This is a genomic window from Taylorella asinigenitalis MCE3 (assembly GCF_000226625.1).
GTDB lineage: Bacteria > Pseudomonadota > Gammaproteobacteria > Burkholderiales > Burkholderiaceae_B > Taylorella > Taylorella asinigenitalis.
This window is the reverse complement of record NC_016043.1, coordinates 429,389-446,341: the sequence shown is the minus strand read 5'-3', so window position 1 is coordinate 446,341 and position 16,953 is coordinate 429,389. Positions and strand designations below refer to the sequence as shown.

Genomic DNA, 16,953 nt, shown 5'->3' with positions numbered 1-16,953 from the left:
ATTTAACATCCTAATTTAATTTCATAACGGGGGATATAGACTTCTTGCTCTTGACAATCTTCATGGATACAATCGCAATCATCTATACATTGCTGTGGTAATGTGTAGTAGTCCTTTAAGTCAGCTTTATCATCTGATACATAAAGCCATGCACGGGCAACTTCTCTTTTACAAGAGTTTAAAAAGATTGCCTCATGTGTACCGATATCTAGACAATTGAATTGAAACTCATAATATCCCTCATCGTCTAATCCATAAGTGGGATATTTTTTCTTTCCTATTTTTACTGAGTTAATCTCTACATTAGATGGGAAAAGAAACTTAACCGCTCCTACATCAGGGTTAAGTTTTACTATCTGAGGGATTCTCATAGCCACCTCTTAGTCTTAACAAATGTAAATCCTTTCCCATAGTTCTTATAGGTAATTACTCTTGCAGACTTAATTGCATCGTAAAATGCTCTATCTTTATAAGTGGCTAATCTAAAATCTGTAAATGAATAGTTAGGTAGCAAAAACAATCTAGCTAAAGCTCCATTCTCTATAGCTTCTCGCCAGTCATCAAAAAATATACTATCTACCTCACATGCACTGTTTGTTGGACAAGCTGTATAGTGAATCTGTAACCCATCACTATTTGTCCTCTCAGGATTAACACTTAAGTGTATTAGTGCATCTCCTACACTTAAGCCTCCGCATTTTTCATATATACAGTGGTTATAAAATCTCTTATCTAAAGAGCCATTAACATAAACTGCATTTACAAAGACTACATTTTCATCATCATTTGTGATAATAAAATAATCCCTTACATCTGCCTGTATAGGCTGAGTGGATACCCTTTTTAATATTCCACTCTTTTTAGCAAACTCTATAATGCTCCTGCGTATATAAGCTCTTGCCAACTCTATAGGTAAGTCAGGGCAATTAGCCATAACAAAAGGCAAAAACTCATCTAGGCTTACTCTTGACATCTACTCTCTCCTCTAAACCCTCATCTGCCATATCTATGTTTTTAAGAATTGCATAAAAGTGAGTTAGGTGAGCTTGACTTAGTCCTTGAGCGTGTCCGCTCTCACTATCTTTTCCATATCCCCTATATAAAGCCCACTCTATAATCGCAGGCTTAAAGCGTGTATCAAACTCAATATCATCGCCTATTGACAGTGCCTTAACTACAGCTATAACCTCTTTGCCCTCAGGCACTGGGGGATATACATAAAATATACGTTTATTGCTTTTATCAAACTCTACACTCTCTACCTTATACTCATTAGGATTAGAGGTTTTACAGTTATCTTGAAACCAGCTCTTAGCTACTCTTATTAACTCTTTGGATTTCTCCTCTGAAACCCTAATAAGCCCATCTTTAGTTTTTATTCCTCTAAACTCTACTAATCGCTCTAAGCCCTTAGGTAACTCTTGAACACTACCTGCTTTAAGAGTAATCTCGTGTATACCTACAAAATCATCAGGGCGACTTCCTAAAATCACATACTTAGCCTCATCGATATACTCTGCTATCTCCTCTTTAGACCAGCGTATATTCTCAAAGCCACTCTCAAAGTCATTTAATAGGCGTGATATTTGATTAATCATTTTTACGTCTTGAGCGTTTAGATTTAACCTCTGTTTTCTCTATCTCCTCTACCATCTCTACTTCATCAGTAGATTCGATAGGCTCTTTAGGTGCTATATATACACCCTCGAAAGGTTTCATATTTGCCCCCTTATCCTCAGCTAGACCTGAGATAGCCTCTCCATTGGTATCAAAAATCACATTACCTGTTTTAATTAATGGATTTCCTGTTGGAGTAAATATTCTTTGCTCCTTATCCCAGTGCCCTGGTGTCAGTCCTGCTGTAAACCTTAGGGCTGGGTGGTCAGGATAAAAATGTCCGTGTGCATCTAAATAGCCAAATTGTTTAGCCATAATAATCCCTCTAAAAAAAGAGGGGGAAACTTAATCCCCCCTCTCTATAGTTAGCCATAATTAATTACCAATAAACGGTACAAAAAATATAGGCGATACGCTAAATTTAGCTTTACTAGGAACTGTAGACGGGAACGCCTTAACTGTAGCAGTTACATAATCCCCCTCTTTAATCCAAGTATCCTCTACTTCAACAAAGCCTGAGCCTACAGTAGACACATCTAGTGAGCCTAAAGATAGACCAGAGTACTCTGTTGCTAAGTCAAATTGGATTCCATCCTCTGCCTCTAAAACCTCCCATGCAAAGCCTATAAGTAGACATTTAGCAGGAATAGCTGAAAGCGTGATTTTATCGTCCACTTCAATCTTAGTCTCTTTTACATACTGTAAAAGTGCCTCTTGAGTACCATTAGGCGAAAAATCAAGCATACGGCTATTAGCAAAAGCTACTGGTGATTTATGAGCCGCCTGCATTAAATTGTCATTACGACTAATCTTAGCCTGCGGATAAATATTCCCATCGTTGTTAGTCGGTTTACCGCCGTGATGTAAATAGTGATAAGTCATTTATCTCTCCTTAAACTGAAACTGTTGCATATAAAGCCGCAATACCATCATCGATTAATGGCTTGTGACCGTAAACCCATAAACCACGATAAAACTTACCAAAGCTATTAGGCACTGGTACGATATCTTGTTTATCGATTTGTTGAGCAAAACCTGTAGCATCTCTGTTGCCCGCAATAATCCAGTAAGCAGTTTTATTTGCTGCCTCATCGTGAACTGTTGGAACTTCATTAGAGAAGTACACATCAAACCCTAAAATTTGACTTTCAATCTTACCGTTTAAAATAGGTGATTTTGCAGCACCTGTTAGATAAGCGGCTTTAAGGTCTGAGCCATATAATGCACCTGCAAAGATATCAGGGATTACAATGAACATCTTACCGTCTTGCCAACGGCATGACTCACGTAACACGATACGTAAACGACCTATAACATCGATGATATTAGCCGCAGTAATCTGCACTGGATTGCCTGCCTCGCCTAAGTTTGTGATACCTGATTTAATACCAGCATTCATACCCTTATTGCGTGGGTGAGCCTCCATAGCCATTTTCATCAATACTTCCTCATCTAGTGCTTGTTTCATAGAAAGCACCGCTGACTCAAGAAGTGAATTCTTAAACGCTTCAAATTCGCAAATTTGTTTAGCATCTACATCATCAATCTTGATATTAAAGTATTTACCTTGGTCTACTACTAAAGTTTTATGCGTAATCTCAGGCTCTTGTGGAACTAGGGTGGCGTTTTTGTGATAATCATTAATTTGTACACGTGGCTGTACTGGGAACTTAATCTGGTCTCCACAGTTTTTTAATTTACCAGTGTATTTAACTGTAGTGATATCACCTGTTACAAACGAACAATATGCTCTCATCAACATCATGTCTGAATAATGCGGATGAAGCAAGCTATCATATTGGGTATAACCCGCTGCTGATGGTAATGACATAATCTTTCTCCGTAAATAAATTGTCAAAAAAAATTTACGACTACTCGATTAGAAAATCTCTAAGGTGCAACTTGCCCATTTTTTAAGGCTTGCTCATACTCTTTAGAAAAAGCCATAAACTCTTGAGAGCTTATCTCTCTATTAAATAGCTGATTTTTCTTAGTCTCGTAATCGCTTTCTTTAAATAAATATCTTTTGCCACTAGGTGCATTAGCTGACACCTTATTAGGCGTTACAAGAGCTGATAAATCCCCTTTCTCAGACGACTTATTGACTTGATTAAACCCTCCTACAATCTCTCGAATAGTCTTTATATCTCGATTATGATGGGCGTGACTTAACGCCTCATAAATCGATATAGAGGTATACGGTATTGTGCTATTGATATAATCTTGCCACTCTAAGTTATCTTTAGTTAAGGTATCTATTTGCGGTATCGCAGCCCTAAGCTGAGCATTAAAATTAGCCTCATCTCTTTTGAGAATCTGCTCATTTAATTGCCTTTGTTGTTGCTGCAGTACCTCTAGCTCTTTTTTATGCTTGGCTTCCTGTTTTGATAAGGCACTCTGAACTGTATTAGCTAAATCCCCATAAGTCTCTAATACATCATCTGTAAATAATGTATCATCAGACTCTAATGTTGAGTTAGACTCAAGCTCTTTAATCCTCTCACGTAATGTAGGAACTTCTTGGGCAAGTAAAGTATTAGCGTTTGCTAGTGCTAGAGCATTTTCACGCTCCTCCTCTAGCTGTCTAATCCTAGCCTTATATCGTCCCTCCATGCGTTTGAAGTTATCGTCTGCCTTTTTCTTTTCATCTACTTCATTAGTCTCCACAGTATCAACTGTATCTTTATGCTCAACGTAATCATCTTGACTTTCAACGGAAATGCTATCCTCCGCAGCCGTTTTAGTCTCTTGATTCTCTTGTGCATAATTATCTAATCTTTCTTGAAGTTCGTCAGGTATTGCCATTTATTTATCTCCTTTGAGCCGTTTATTACGGAAATCAAATGTTTATCTACTAGGGAATAATCCATGTAGTAGTCAAAAAAAATGACTGGCTATTTAACCAGTCATTCGTTTTAATAATCCTATTAGCTCCCTTAGTATTTTCACTTCCCCTTGAGCCATATGGATATCAATAGGGTCTCGTGAGCGACTAAGAAAAACTAATCGGGATTCTAAATTATCCTCTAAATACTCTAAAAAAGACTCTAAGCCCTCTCTACTTGATAGTAGATATCCTCTTAGTCTCTTTTCTAACTCCTCTGTTAACTTAAGCATTTGCTACTACTGTTACGTCTGCTGTAGTAGAGATGAATCCTAAAGGCTCATCAAATGCGTCTGTTAACTGCTCATTTAGTGTAATCTTAGCTTGACCATTTTTTAATAGTCCATTGATAAGATTAGCTACATTGATTGTTACTGTGCGAGTGCCACCGTCTGCGTTAGGGTCGTTAACTACTAAGTTAAGATTTGTACCCTCTAAAGAACCGCTTTGTACAGCAGAGTCTTTAGCTATAATCGCAGGTGATAAATCTACTTGCTTAGTCTCACCGTTTGCTTGGGTGATATTAAGATTTGTACCCTCTAAGCCGATATCACGTATACCAGCGTCTGCTGGGAAAATGACATCGATTAGCTTAGCTTCACGGTCAATCTTAAAGTGTTCAGGGTTTAAATTACTTGGGGTTACTACTTTTTTAACCATTTTTTATCTCCTATGGTGTATAAATCAGCATTATTAAACTGGTGGTTTCCATATCTCTATGTGCTCATCAGGCTCTGGCTCTGGGCTAGGGTCAGGGAGGAGTTCTAGAAATCCACGAGATGTACGGTCTATGCGAACACCCTCAAAATGTGTACTTTTAGCGGTTTCGTCTACTACTTGGTACACTCTAATAGAATCAATATCGTTTCTAACTTGCTCGTTATAGAATGTAAGCCTAAAACCAGTCTCATTGATTTCATTAAATTTAAATGTAAATATGTTAGGGTCTGATGTTTCGAGTGTGTATATCATTGAGCTTGGCACTTGGTTTTGAGCTTTTGTTACACAGTAAACGTTTAACACGTAGTGTGGGTCGCTTATGTGTACGTCTGCTTTATATTGCACTTCTACAATCAATGGCTCACTTAATTTTATTAAAGGTGACTCCCCAAATACCATAAACCCTGGGTCAGGGTGATTTTCAGCTATGTAGGTAATGTCTTTACTACGGGGGCTATCCATATTCTGAAAATGTAGTAACATAGGTTTTGGCGGTTCTTCTTCATACGTGCCTCTTAAGAATTCGTGGACTACGGTGTGTTGAACACCATAGGCTTGAGTATATATAGCTTTTCCTACTGGGTTTTGGCTCGTAACCTCAACAGTAATTTCCACTTCATAGGGTACATCAGGCTCTATCTCTGCCATAATGACATCGTTCCCCGTATGCTCAAAGTACTCAGACCATACATCTAGAATGTATAAGCCCTCAACATCAAACGTTAGCATTGCACCATAGACAGTACTAAGTCCAGTGTTTCTGATTCTAAGGGTTATGGTTACAGTATCACCATACTTAACGTGCTCAGTGTCGGTTAATGACTCAATCTCAATGTAACTTGAATATTTACTTGACTCAGGCTTTAAGAAACAGTTTCCGTCTTTGTCCAAACATACAACGTAATGGTCAGTGTCCTCGTGATTCTTAGACATTTGATTTATGGCACTGCATATATCGCCACCTGATGTGTGTATCTTTTTACCTAAGGTATCTATATTAAAACCGTCACCCAAGTTATCTAAAGTGATTACTTTTTTTGCCATTTATTGCTCCAATTTTAAGAGTTATTAGGTGCGTAATTAAACGGATTCCAGTTAGCAGTCCAGCCCCAAACTTGTTTATTTGCTCTATCAACTTGGGAATAATATACCCAATCCTCTATGCGTAAATCGGTAAAGAAACTTGTCTCTAATGTCCCTTGGGGTGTTGCAGGATAATCAGAGTGCCCACCACCACCAACATCAAACTGAGGTCTATATCCAGATGAAGTGTAAAGTTTATCTGCTATAGTTAGTACCTTTTTATAATAAGGGCTTGAGTAAGAGTATCTAGAGAAATCAACCTTAAACGCTGAGAAACTAAATGTTCCAAAATCACCCAAAAAGAATATATCTTTCTCAACTACAGGCTGATATAAAACACCGTCAAAATAAGCATAATCTGCTACAAAGTATCTCTGAGAACGTACGTGTCTAGCATTAGGGTTATTGCCCTCATTAGTTAATTTAATACCTAATACACTTAATTTTTTACAATGTAGATACGCTAAAGCATCGTGTCCTAAATGTGAATCAAATCCACTTCTTAAAAACTTAATTGTTGGACGGTTATAATCTTTAAACGCTACAGGGTGATATCTTTCGCTTTTTACAGGTTCATATGAATCAACATTAGGAATTTTATATTTCTCATCCCCATAAGCTGATAAGACAACTGTAGCATTTAATAGAATTACATCTTTTGAGAAATGGTACATTAAACCAGCTTTTAAATAGATTACATAGTAACCATTTTTGCTAGTCATATTTACCAAATCAAAAGCCTTATCTAATGTTGCTAGAGGGTGCTCTTTAGTACCTGTGTTATTATCACTTCCATTAGCTGAGTCTACAAAAAGAGTCAAACTATTTCCTGTAATCCCTGCATATAAGCCGTCCTCTCTTATCTCTAATATATTGTCACTAGCTTTAGATAGCTTAATATTTAGAGTTTTGTCAACGCCATTACCAGTTAATCCTGCCCCAACATTTAAAATTGATAAATCATACTCTTTTGACTTACCGTCAGAAGTCTTAACTATTAGCTTTCCGTTTTTTAGTTCTACAGAACTAACTACTGTTCCTAATTTATCTATAGCCTCGGAAATCATCCTATTTACATCAGCCTCTGTTAACTGACTATCTAATAGGTCGTTAATCTTGTCTGCTAGATTTTTAAGACTTGCCTTAGAGTCGTTATCTAATTGAGCTAGTCTATCTTTTAACTCATCGATTAATTTGCGATTTCCTGCAATATTGGCAGCATTTAACGCTACCTCTGTATCTTTTAAATCTTTAAGTTTAGCGTTCAATTCATCTATAGCACTCTCTAGATTCTCTTTAAGAGTCTCTAAATCAGCCTCTAGACATTCGTGTACGATTTCGCAAAGTTTTTGCTTTGAGTCCTCGTCATTATCAATTGAATTTACAAACGCTTTAGCGGCATTTTCACAAGTTACTAATCCCATATCGCCTACCTTATCTTTCTATTAAACGTATCTACTAAATTACACTCACAAGAGCCTTGATTGATAATTACATCAGGACACTTAAATGTATTATTAACAATTGGTGCTGTATCGCTTCTATTTCTTGCATAGCCTAATACCTCACCATCACAAGCGAGTACTTTTACAGTAGCCCCTTTTCTTGGTGTCGGATAAAGCCTAAATAAGAACACACCATCACAATCGTTCATCTCTACAGAGGCCTCAGGGTCTATCTCATCACCCTCTACATATCCATATCCGCCATCAGGTAATGGATAACTTGCATCGTATCCACAAGTCTCCTCTGTAACATACCAACGCAAAGCACCTAACTGGTCTGCCTGCTCTTTTTCTATTTTGTGATTATTGCAACGGGTATCTCCTGTATCAGTCCATACTACAGCCTCATCTGTTACCCAATGAGTAGCCCCTAATTGGTCTATTTGCTCTTTTTCAATTGCATCACCCTTTGAGCGACGTTTGCCTGTATCAGTCCAAGCCCTCGGCTCATCATCAACCCAACGGGTACGACCTACTTGGTTTTTCTGTTCTTTAATTATCATTGACTTATCGTCACTATAATCCCTCTTACCAGTATCAACCCATTTGACTTCCTCTAAGTCAACCCAGCGTTTATTTCCATACTGGTCCTCCTCTAGAGCCTCTATACGACCGTCCTTTTCTCTCCTAATCCCTGTATCTACCCATACGCTTGGTGCAGGTGGTTCACAATCGGTACAACAATACCCTGCCTCTAATAAATACTCATGAGTAGATGAGCTTAGGAAAGTCACTATATGACTAGCTCCTAACTCTCCGTTTAATACAACTCTATAACGCCCTGGGATTGATAGGACAATTACATTACATTTGCTATTTAGCTTTACTGGTTTGCCATTACGTAAAAAGGGAGTGAAAATCTCACCCCCTTTATTTCCGTCTACTAGCTCGACTATAGCCTCCTCGCCCTCTGCTAGATTATGTCCCCTTATTATCCTAGGACTTTCATCTACGTAAAATACCGCCGATATCTTACTGGTACTCTCCGCACTAAATAATACGTTATCTCCATCTGAGTTTAAGTACCCAGTAGCCAATGCCCTAAAATTGCCAGCATTAATTGCCATTCTCTCCTCCACAACAAGACATATAAGCCATAAACACCTGCTGGCTCATCTCTACATTATTATGTGTAACTAATACTTGACCTACTGATGGCTTACTCCCATCCTTAGTAGTTAAGATAAATCTATACCTACCACTTAATCCGATTAATAATATGTTCTTATTTTTATCTAAGTAACTCTGTCCATTGAAAGGGCAATAAGGCGAATACCACCCCTTATGTATCATCTCTACTAAGATTAAGTCGTTTTCATTTAAACCATAAGCTCTAATCTGTATAGGCATATTATCTACTGCTATTACAGGGGATATGTTAGAGGTGCTATCTACACCAAATAACTCCTGCCAGTCATAAGATTGAGTAGTCTCGCCTGTTGATAAGGAAGTATTAACGTACATCTTTACCCCCAGCTTTTGCGATTAACTCTGATACGCCCTTAGCTACTGCTGACTGTAAGCTCCAAGTCTTATCCTCTTTAGCAGGGATTAATACTATTGGATTGTGCCAAAAGAGTGTAGGATTTTTAAATTGACCTAAACCCTCTGAGTTATATGTAATTGAGCGGGTGTCATTAAACCTTACCTCAAACCCATCATCAGTTACATTTCTTACTAGTCCATATCCGAATACTAAGTCGTATACAGAATTACCCTCGTTTACATCAAACCCTTGTAACTTCATATCTATACCCCTAATTGGCTATTCTGCAATACCTCTAGTGCAGGTGCTGAGCGATTATCTAACTTAGGCTCACCATAATTTAGACTGCCTTGAGTCTCATCTATAGTGGGCTGCGTTACTCCACCGTACACACTGGCTATTTCATTTTCACTTTGAATATCAGGGAAATACTTACTTATATCGTATCCATTCTCCCCTGACCACTTAACAAGTAAGTCTCTTGCTGCCTGAGGCGGTACTAGTCCACTTTGTAAGAATGGACTTATTACCTGTAGCGTCTCAATGCTTCTTGCTTGAGCCTGCTCTCTTTGTAGGATACCTTGAGAGCCTTTAGCTACCACCTTAGCATCTGCCTTAATTCCATCATCCTCAGAAAATAACATGTTATAGGTCCAAAACTGAGTTATCAAAGGCTCTATACCGTCCCTATCCATATTAGCTAGCACACCCTTTATTCCTTTGAGTGCATTAGAGTATTGAAGTGAGAAACCACCTAATGTATGAGCCATACCGCCCATCTGCCCATACGTATATGCAGGTACTCCTGATAACTCATCGGCCATAGAAAGGAATCTATTCATAACCCCTAATAATTCATTAGCCACAGACGGTGCTAAGTTATACCTTATAGCTGGTCCAACAGAATTGGGATTAAGCTCACTATCCACATGGTATACACGCCACGGTTCTATACGCTCAGGGGACTCCTCGGTTCTATCTAACTTATTAACGTCTAGTTCTACTATAGGTCCTGCACTTATACTCATATTCTTAACTAGTGAGCGTGCAGATGCATTGGCTATCCTCTGACAATCCCTTAATATCTGAGGGATACCTTTCCCCCAAAACTTCCCAGGTTCTTTTCTAAAATGTGCCACATGGTAAGGTCGCCTACCCAAAGGCTCAGGATTTAATAATGCACGTATTACGTATTTATCCACTAGCCATACGTTACATTCATACTCAGCGTCCCTATCCTCTACCTCTATACCCCACTCCTCTAGTAGACGTCCTGTTACACGTCCCCAAAAGTCAAGTACATCTATAGTCTGAGCCTCACCCCACCTATTCGGTAATACTTCATCACGTGGTTTATCAAATGAAGTCCATTCATAGAATGACTGCCCAAATTCGAATAAAACTAAACGTATAGCTTCATCGTTAAAATTAGGTAACCCTATACACTCATATAACTTACTCTTTGTCATACGCATAACTTCAATTATGTTATTTGCGTCTTGGGGATTTGTTGCTTCAGGGCTAGGATAGAAATCCTGCGGTGCTATCCTCTCAACGGTAAGCGATGGTTCAACCGTTGTTATTAAATCAGCCCCATTCCATTTTAGGGTCTTAACATTCTTAACTACTGGTCCTTTTAAAATACCAGCTGGATAAGTGACTATATCCGATTGCCATTGTTCAAATACTTTACGCCATGAACTTTCAGTTAACTGGTCGCTTATAAGATTAGACATTTCATCGCAGGACTCTTTTGCTTTTTCTAGTTCTAGTTTCCCTACTGTAGTCTTAAGTTCCTCTAGCCTTGCTTTATCCGCTACTACATCAGGAGGATACCCACGTGCTAATATTTCACGCTTTAAAATATGTCGTATATTTTCTTTATGAACATCACTCAAATCAGGTATAGGCGTAGGTTCTATGGTCCAAGGTTTATCTGCCGCATTTACAAGCACATCCTTTAGCCAATCTTCACAAGCTGAACACTTAAGGTCAGTAATACCTAAAAATACATCAGTCTCACAATCAACTACATCGCCATCATCGTATTTACTACTTCGTTGATTATCACACTCTTTTATGATTGTACTTATGTCTGATTTATAGTCCCTATTTTCTACCCACCGCTCACGTACATATTGAGCAAGTTCAGTATAATAATCTGTATCCAAGGATTCCCTAACAGATTCATAGTGTGCCTCCTCAGCTTTAATTTTTAAATCGTTTATAGTTTCTTTTTCGGTCATAGCTATGCGTAAAAGAATTTAGACTTAGGTCTAGTTATAGTATTAAGCATTGGGAATCTTGTATTCATATCCTTTATTCCACTTATACAGTCTAAAAAGTCATCGTGGCGACCAGCTGGAAAAGCCTTATATTCCTCATTTATTAACTGTTCAATTAGGTCCTTAGCTATACCCTCAGAATTGGTTTTCCACATAGTACTAGGCAACCACCATTTAGAATTCTCAAAATCAGGTGCTAGTCGTTCTATACGGGCATTCTTAGCTCCATGTTCCGATAACGGTATAACTGCGAATCTATAGTTCTGTCTATTTTGAGCCTCGCTTATATATTCTATGTCCTGTTCATGCCCAGTCTTTTTGTACCCTACCTGTAATGGCATCCATTTTCTATGTAAGTCTATTAATGTTTCCGCTCGTTGTTTTAGGGTTAGGCGGTCGTATACGGCATCTAATAAATAGTAGTTTCCGTCTAAATTAAGTCCTATAACCACCATTGCTGTATAGTCGCTTTCTTTTTTCTGAGTTCTAGCAGGGTCCACTATAATGTATCGATTCATAGCCATGGCTGATTTACGCATATAAGCCTCATCGTAGAACCTTAGCCATTCTTGTTTAAATATATTCCCGCCTGCTTCTATAGGTCGTTGTTGATATAGACTTACCCAATCCCGACTACCTACTGTTAATCTTTTTTGATTTAAGGATTCCACAGAAAACCTTTCAGGTACTAAAGCCTCACCCTCAAGCCTACTCATAATATCGTCCGATTCGGCTATAGCAGGTAGACTTATAAGTTCCCAGTTCTCATGCTTATGTTCACTTAATAACCAGCCAGCTAAATCATCAGCATGCCACCTAGTATGCATAATAACCAATATAGAATCCTCAGCTAATCGGGTGTAACATACTGACCTATACCAGTCTTTTACGTGATTTCTAAACGCCTCACTTTCCGCTTCAGCCCTTGATTTAAACGGGTCATCAATTACAAATAGTCGTGATGGAAAACCAGTACCACCACCCCTTATAGTTACGCCTAAATATTGCCCGCCCGTATTCGTTAAAAAGTAATCCTTAGCCCTTGTTGACTGTTCGATTCTATTACCGAATATAGACTGATGGATTGGACCTGAAACAAAATTTCTTACCGCTTGACCGTTTTGCTGTACTAAATCATCCCCGTAACTAGCAGATATAACTTTAAGGTCAGGGATTTTGCCCAAAGCCCATGCAATAAATAATTTTGAAACTAGGTAAGACTTTCCGTGTTGCGGCGGTGCAAAAATCATAATGCGACCTTTGCCACGTTCAATTGCAGCCTGTAAGCGACTGGCTAAAAATTCGTGAAATCGATTCGGTGTATATGTTGAATCGACTAAGCAAGAATATGTTATTAAGTCATCTTTTGCGAATTTTAATAACGCTTCCTTTTCATTCATTTTCTTTACGTCTTAAGATTGATTTAGCAATATTTGCTATTTGTTTATCTGTTATATGTTCGCTTATATTTACACCAGCAATAACACCTGCATGTTCTATTACTTGCTTATCTAGTCCAAGTAATTTTGCTTTTCCTAAAGTCGCAGAAATGCTAGCACCCGCTTGGTTTGTTTCTAGTGCCATTTGCCTAGCTTCCTCGAGTTCATAAAGTAAGCTATCTACTGTTATGTTGTGTTTTTTCTGATGTGTTTCTTTTAGCTGATTTACCCTTAGGGCAATTTTAGGGTTTGAGATTAATTTATTGGCTTCTACATATTGTGCATTTGCACTTTTTGTTTTTGTTTCATAAGCCTGCCTGTAAGCCTCACTTGCATTTCCTGTTTCTACATACAACCTGCAGAATTTTTCTTGTTTTTCAGTTAGTTTATTTTTATTATTGTTATTAGTTTTATTAATAGGCTTATTAGTTAGTAATGGTCTTAGATTCTTATCTGCATAAGCTGTATCTGCTAACTTAACCATCTACCAATTCCTATACCAATTACAAATGCCGTAACTATTCTTACACCTATGCAGCACCTGCAGTCCGTACCCAAAGTAAACCATTCAAAAAATCTATTAAGTCGGTAATACTTGCATGGGTTAATCTTATTTATTATTTTTTTTAAGCAGTCCATTTGTATTTAGCGTTTCTTTATACTTTTGTTCTTGGAACTTTTTATTCGTTTTGTTTTGCGGGCGGCGAACTGGCATACCACTACAACCACCACATCCCCCAGTTTTTCTGTACATAACCTTTCCTCTTTTTACGCAACAAAAAAGGGCATCAAAATTGACGCCCTGCTTTAAAGTAAATTACAAATTGTTTAAACACATAGACTTAGTCTGAATCGAAGCCGTTTTTTAAATACAGCTTCCCTATGTTTTTAATTATAGCTTTTTTCAGATTACGGTTCAAGTATTTTTTTATATTTTTTTCTTGTTGTAGTTTTTTATCACTTTATTTGCTTGTTACATTTTGTTGCAAACTTTTACAAACTTTTACTAAAAAAGTGTTGACAATTCATTATTAATTAATTATAATCTAGATATACAATTAGTTATGGGCTTATAATTGTATATATTACTAAAAGCCCGAAAGGAACAAGCATGAATATAGATTTCAAAAATAAACTTTTCGCTCACATGAGCGAAAACATGAAATTTGAGGATAGGGTCTTTTTGAGAACCGTATTAATTGCCGAATCAAGTTATATATTTCTTAACGATTTAGCGCGCCGTTATGCGGATTTTCTAGAAAGCAAAACCGCTAAAGAACTACACGAAATAATTAAGGACCCTTATAACAATGGGGTCCCAGCGTGGCAGCCTGAACTTTATAAATTTGATGATTCTATACACCAACCCGACGTCGATTTAGAATCGCTACCATATCACCTAAAAGACAACTTAACATTCCATTTTAAGGAACAAGATGCTTATCTAGTGGTGCGAAGAAGAATAATTAAAGTCTTGCTAAGGCTGTTAAGGTTAGCAGCAGAAAAAGCAAAAGAAATTAGGAATTAACAACGGGGGGAATCCCCCCATACTTAAGGAGCAAAAAATGAACTACAAATCAGAACATAAAAAATTAGAGAAAATTATCAGCGATAACCTTAACTTGAACATTAAAGAATATTGGGCTATAGAAAAAGCCGAATTAGATATTCCGCAAATAATCGAATGGGTGCACAGCAAAACTTGGGAAGCTAGACACCCGCAAGGCTCAAAAAGAATCGATTTAGAAGCCTTTACAAACTTCGGAAAATTTAGGGACGAGTTCTCTTGGGTCGAGGGGTTCGATAGCACTATCCCACCATGGGACCTTGCAAAAATAGATGCTGATATAGAGATTGAAATAAGCCACGAAATTGAGAAAACCTTACAAGGAATATATTTTAAAATCTCTAAAATAATTGCGAAAGAAGTACTTTGATTTTAACGGCGGGTCCGCCCGCCTTGGAGAACAAAATGAGAATTAGTAACATCAAAAGTTTTAAAACTCTTGCAGAAGTAACAAACGACTGCACAAACGATAAATACAGATTAATAGAAGCTATGACTGGCGAGATATGGCTTGTAAAATTAGTCTGGGACCCATTTACACCCCCAAGGTTCGAGCATATTCGCAACGGTGAGCGCGTTGACTTGAAATATGTGTATTACGATAATGCAGAATTCGTATGCTATAAGTCAGAGATACATAAGTTTATTCTAAGAGAGGCGGTAAGAAAATCTTTGCCCATCAAAGATTTTAATACAGGCGAACAAATCGCCGACTACTACAATAAATGGGATTTCCCTGTTGGAGTCTTTGAAATTACCGATGACGAATGGGAAGAGATGAATACAGATAAAATTTAAGGGAATCGTTATGCATTCAAAGATGAATCCGACGGCTTTAAGGAGAAAAAATGAAGTGGGAAGTGGACTTATTAAATAATACAGTCAAAGGAAATGGCTGGGAGTTTGAAGTCTACACACCTCGATGAGGGCTCTATTGACTGTAACTCTACGGTCATACCTGATGATGCGGATATTGACAATGTTCTACAGATTGTTAAATCCGCAGGTGACGCATATATGAGTGAGCTTAAAAATCAAACTAGGAATTAATATGTGGGAAATTGATAATCAGAATCAAACAGCCAGTAAAAAAGGATGGCTTGTGTTCTTTAAAAGAGAAAGAGGCGGATATAAATCAAGCGTGATTACTCATCCGCCTGTTTCTCAAAAAGAAATCTATAAGCAGCAAGAGTCCGCCGAGAAAGCATTCAAAAAAGCAAATCCTAGACTAGATATGCTTGGGAATAAATACGGATACAAAGAGGTTAAAAAAACCGAACATATTCACGTTAAAGTTACTAAAAATGAAAAAGAAGCTATTCAAGCACAAGCAAAAGAAGCCAAGAAATCGGTAAGTGCTTATATACTTTCAAAACTTAATCTAGAGTAGACAACAATCCCCTCATCTCTAACTTAGAACGTAAGCTATCTCTACCCTTTATGAACATACCATATAACTGCTGCTTTGCGAATTGCGGATGAGATAGCGGTTCCTCTTTGGCGAGGCAGCACGCATAAGCACTAAGCCCAGTCTGTAAATCACGACTAAGCTCTGAAACTTCGAAATCTACAATAGTCATAAGCTCATTCTCTAAGTCGTCATCATCAATCTCAAGATGTCCACGGGACCGCACAAATCTAGCATCAGGCATTAGTCCAATTGCCCCAATTGCAGGTATTCTACACCCCCATCTATACCATCGAATTAGTAAGCTCTTAAGGTCATCATCTATCTCTACAGTTTCCCAATCGTTTAAGGCACTTCTACGGCTCTCAGGGACTACTCTATTACGTCTATTTCTCATGCTCATTGTATTTCCCTTATCTTTATTCCGTATACGTGCCGCATCAATTTTTTCTTTAACTGGTACTCTTTAGTTTTAAAACCCTTAACGTCCTCAACAATACGCTTTCCGTTTTCACAATACGTGAAGTCTGCTACGTATTTGATGGCTCTGTAGTCGTCATTTGCGGGGATAAGCTCAAAAGATACCTGCAGTCGTACATCATCTATCTCACCTGCTTTCTCTAAGAGTTTTAACTCTTGATATCGGTACATTTCACGCTTAGAGTCAAACGTGAATCCGTCGCACTCGCACTTTTGATTCCTATACTTCCTATATCCCATTTCTATAACCTTAATAAATAAAAACTATTGAATTGATAAAAAACGCAAATATCCCATTTATATATATTTAATCTAAAGATAAAAACATAAAACCCTCTGTGGTGAACGGACTCAGCCCTATCCTGAGTCCTTTACACTAGGGTCACCCTCTGCGGAGCCTACGTGACTCGTCAGTCGTTCACAGCTCGGGCACTAACCTCGCCACCCTTAATCTATCTCAGCTGCTTATCCCACGGTAG

Annotated in this window: 25 protein-coding genes; 5 read left to right on the top strand and 20 right to left on the bottom strand. The window is 37.9% G+C overall.

Translation table 11 applies throughout. The features are described 5' to 3' along the window. Positions 1-2: 2 nt before the first annotated feature. From TASI_RS02230 to TASI_RS07920, 18 genes are all read right to left on the bottom strand, one after another. Positions 3-371 carry a hypothetical protein gene (locus tag TASI_RS02230; RefSeq protein WP_014111128.1) on the bottom strand — a complete coding sequence of 123 codons (369 nt, stop codon included), beginning with the start codon at positions 369-371 and terminating at the stop codon, positions 3-5. Further along, positions 368-973: a hypothetical protein gene (locus TASI_RS02225; protein ID WP_014111127.1), complete on the bottom strand. Its 606-nt coding sequence runs from the start codon at positions 971-973 to the stop codon at positions 368-370. The genes TASI_RS02230 and TASI_RS02225 overlap by 4 nt, the downstream gene beginning before the upstream one ends. Then, the gene (locus TASI_RS02220; protein WP_014111126.1) at positions 951-1,598 is read right to left on the bottom strand and encodes a phage adaptor protein; all 648 of its coding nucleotides are present in this window, start codon (positions 1,596-1,598) and stop codon (positions 951-953) included. The genes TASI_RS02225 and TASI_RS02220 overlap by 23 nt, the downstream gene beginning before the upstream one ends. Continuing rightward, the gene (locus TASI_RS02215; protein ID WP_014111125.1) at positions 1,591-1,932 is read right to left on the bottom strand and encodes a hypothetical protein; all 342 of its coding nucleotides are present in this window, start codon (positions 1,930-1,932) and stop codon (positions 1,591-1,593) included. Before TASI_RS02215 ends, TASI_RS02220 begins: the two co-directional genes overlap by 8 nt. Positions 1,933-1,992: 60 nt before the next feature. After that, entirely contained in the window at positions 1,993-2,499 is a 507-nt protein-coding gene (locus TASI_RS02210; protein WP_014111124.1) for a hypothetical protein, read from the bottom strand. A gap of 10 nt (positions 2,500-2,509) precedes the next feature. Then, positions 2,510-3,448 carry a hypothetical protein gene (locus TASI_RS02205; RefSeq protein WP_044977972.1) on the bottom strand — a complete coding sequence of 313 codons (939 nt, stop codon included), beginning with the start codon at positions 3,446-3,448 and terminating at the stop codon, positions 2,510-2,512. A 59-nt stretch (positions 3,449-3,507) separates the two neighbouring features. Then, positions 3,508-4,422, bottom strand: a complete 915-nt coding sequence (locus TASI_RS02200; protein WP_014111122.1) for a hypothetical protein — start codon at positions 4,420-4,422, stop codon at positions 3,508-3,510. A gap of 93 nt (positions 4,423-4,515) precedes the next feature. Next, on the bottom strand, positions 4,516-4,734 hold the full coding sequence (locus TASI_RS02195; protein ID WP_014111121.1) for a hypothetical protein: 219 nt from the start codon (positions 4,732-4,734) through the stop codon (positions 4,516-4,518). Further along, the gene (locus tag TASI_RS02190) at positions 4,727-5,161 is read right to left on the bottom strand and encodes a hypothetical protein (protein WP_014111120.1); all 435 of its coding nucleotides are present in this window, start codon (positions 5,159-5,161) and stop codon (positions 4,727-4,729) included. Before TASI_RS02190 ends, TASI_RS02195 begins: the two co-directional genes overlap by 8 nt. A gap of 33 nt (positions 5,162-5,194) precedes the next feature. Further along, entirely contained in the window at positions 5,195-6,265 is a 1,071-nt protein-coding gene (locus TASI_RS02185) for a COG1361 family protein (protein ID WP_014111119.1), read from the bottom strand. A 14-nt stretch (positions 6,266-6,279) separates the two neighbouring features. After that, positions 6,280-7,728 carry a coiled-coil domain-containing protein gene (locus tag TASI_RS02180; RefSeq protein ID WP_014111118.1) on the bottom strand — a complete coding sequence of 483 codons (1,449 nt, stop codon included), beginning with the start codon at positions 7,726-7,728 and terminating at the stop codon, positions 6,280-6,282. Positions 7,729-7,733: 5 nt separating this feature from the next. Continuing rightward, positions 7,734-8,876: a hypothetical protein gene (locus tag TASI_RS02175; protein ID WP_014111117.1), complete on the bottom strand. Its 1,143-nt coding sequence runs from the start codon at positions 8,874-8,876 to the stop codon at positions 7,734-7,736. Beyond that, the gene (locus TASI_RS02170) at positions 8,866-9,273 is read right to left on the bottom strand and encodes a hypothetical protein (RefSeq protein ID WP_044977968.1); all 408 of its coding nucleotides are present in this window, start codon (positions 9,271-9,273) and stop codon (positions 8,866-8,868) included. Before TASI_RS02170 ends, TASI_RS02175 begins: the two co-directional genes overlap by 11 nt. Further along, the gene (locus TASI_RS02165) at positions 9,263-9,556 is read right to left on the bottom strand and encodes a hypothetical protein (RefSeq protein ID WP_014111115.1); all 294 of its coding nucleotides are present in this window, start codon (positions 9,554-9,556) and stop codon (positions 9,263-9,265) included. The genes TASI_RS02170 and TASI_RS02165 overlap by 11 nt, the downstream gene beginning before the upstream one ends. A 2-nt stretch (positions 9,557-9,558) precedes the next feature. After that, positions 9,559-11,541, bottom strand: coding sequence for a portal protein (locus TASI_RS02160; protein ID WP_014111114.1), 1,983 nt, complete (start codon positions 11,539-11,541; stop codon positions 9,559-9,561). Positions 11,542-11,543: 2 nt separating this feature from the next. Further along, positions 11,544-12,980 (bottom strand): terminase large subunit domain-containing protein, encoded by a 1,437-nt coding sequence (locus TASI_RS02155; protein ID WP_044977966.1) that lies wholly within the window; start codon positions 12,978-12,980, stop codon positions 11,544-11,546. Further along, entirely contained in the window at positions 12,973-13,503 is a 531-nt protein-coding gene (locus tag TASI_RS02150; protein ID WP_014111112.1) for a terminase small subunit, read from the bottom strand. The genes TASI_RS02155 and TASI_RS02150 overlap by 8 nt, the downstream gene beginning before the upstream one ends. A gap of 126 nt (positions 13,504-13,629) precedes the next feature. Then, positions 13,630-13,773, bottom strand: a complete 144-nt coding sequence (locus tag TASI_RS07920; protein ID WP_014111111.1) for a hypothetical protein — start codon at positions 13,771-13,773, stop codon at positions 13,630-13,632. A 357-nt stretch (positions 13,774-14,130) separates the two neighbouring features. Here TASI_RS07920 and TASI_RS02145 point away from each other — a divergent pair, with 357 nt between their 5' ends. From TASI_RS02145 to TASI_RS02130, 5 genes are all read left to right on the top strand, one after another. Then, a complete protein-coding gene (locus tag TASI_RS02145) occupies positions 14,131-14,547 on the top strand; it encodes a hypothetical protein (protein WP_044977963.1) in 417 nt (138 codons plus the stop codon). Between the two features lie 37 nt (positions 14,548-14,584). Continuing rightward, a complete protein-coding gene (locus tag TASI_RS02140; RefSeq protein ID WP_014111110.1) occupies positions 14,585-14,956 on the top strand; it encodes a hypothetical protein in 372 nt (123 codons plus the stop codon). A gap of 35 nt (positions 14,957-14,991) precedes the next feature. Further along, a complete protein-coding gene (locus TASI_RS02135; RefSeq protein WP_014111109.1) occupies positions 14,992-15,384 on the top strand; it encodes a hypothetical protein in 393 nt (130 codons plus the stop codon). 105 nt (positions 15,385-15,489) lie between these two features. Beyond that, positions 15,490-15,636, top strand: a complete 147-nt coding sequence (locus TASI_RS07915) for a hypothetical protein (protein ID WP_187286158.1) — start codon at positions 15,490-15,492, stop codon at positions 15,634-15,636. A 1-nt stretch (position 15,637) separates the two neighbouring features. Beyond that, positions 15,638-15,976, top strand: coding sequence for a plasmid mobilization protein (locus tag TASI_RS02130; RefSeq protein ID WP_014111107.1), 339 nt, complete (start codon positions 15,638-15,640; stop codon positions 15,974-15,976). Here the strand turns inward: TASI_RS02130 and TASI_RS02125 are convergent. Both TASI_RS02125 and TASI_RS02120 read right to left on the bottom strand, forming a co-directional pair. Further along, positions 15,963-16,397, bottom strand: coding sequence for a hypothetical protein (locus tag TASI_RS02125; protein WP_014111106.1), 435 nt, complete (start codon positions 16,395-16,397; stop codon positions 15,963-15,965). The two genes, TASI_RS02130 and TASI_RS02125, sit on opposite strands and share 14 nt — an antisense overlap. Continuing rightward, positions 16,394-16,714, bottom strand: coding sequence for a DUF1064 domain-containing protein (locus tag TASI_RS02120; RefSeq protein ID WP_044977961.1), 321 nt, complete (start codon positions 16,712-16,714; stop codon positions 16,394-16,396). Before TASI_RS02120 ends, TASI_RS02125 begins: the two co-directional genes overlap by 4 nt. Between the last annotated feature and the right edge of the window lie 239 nt (positions 16,715-16,953).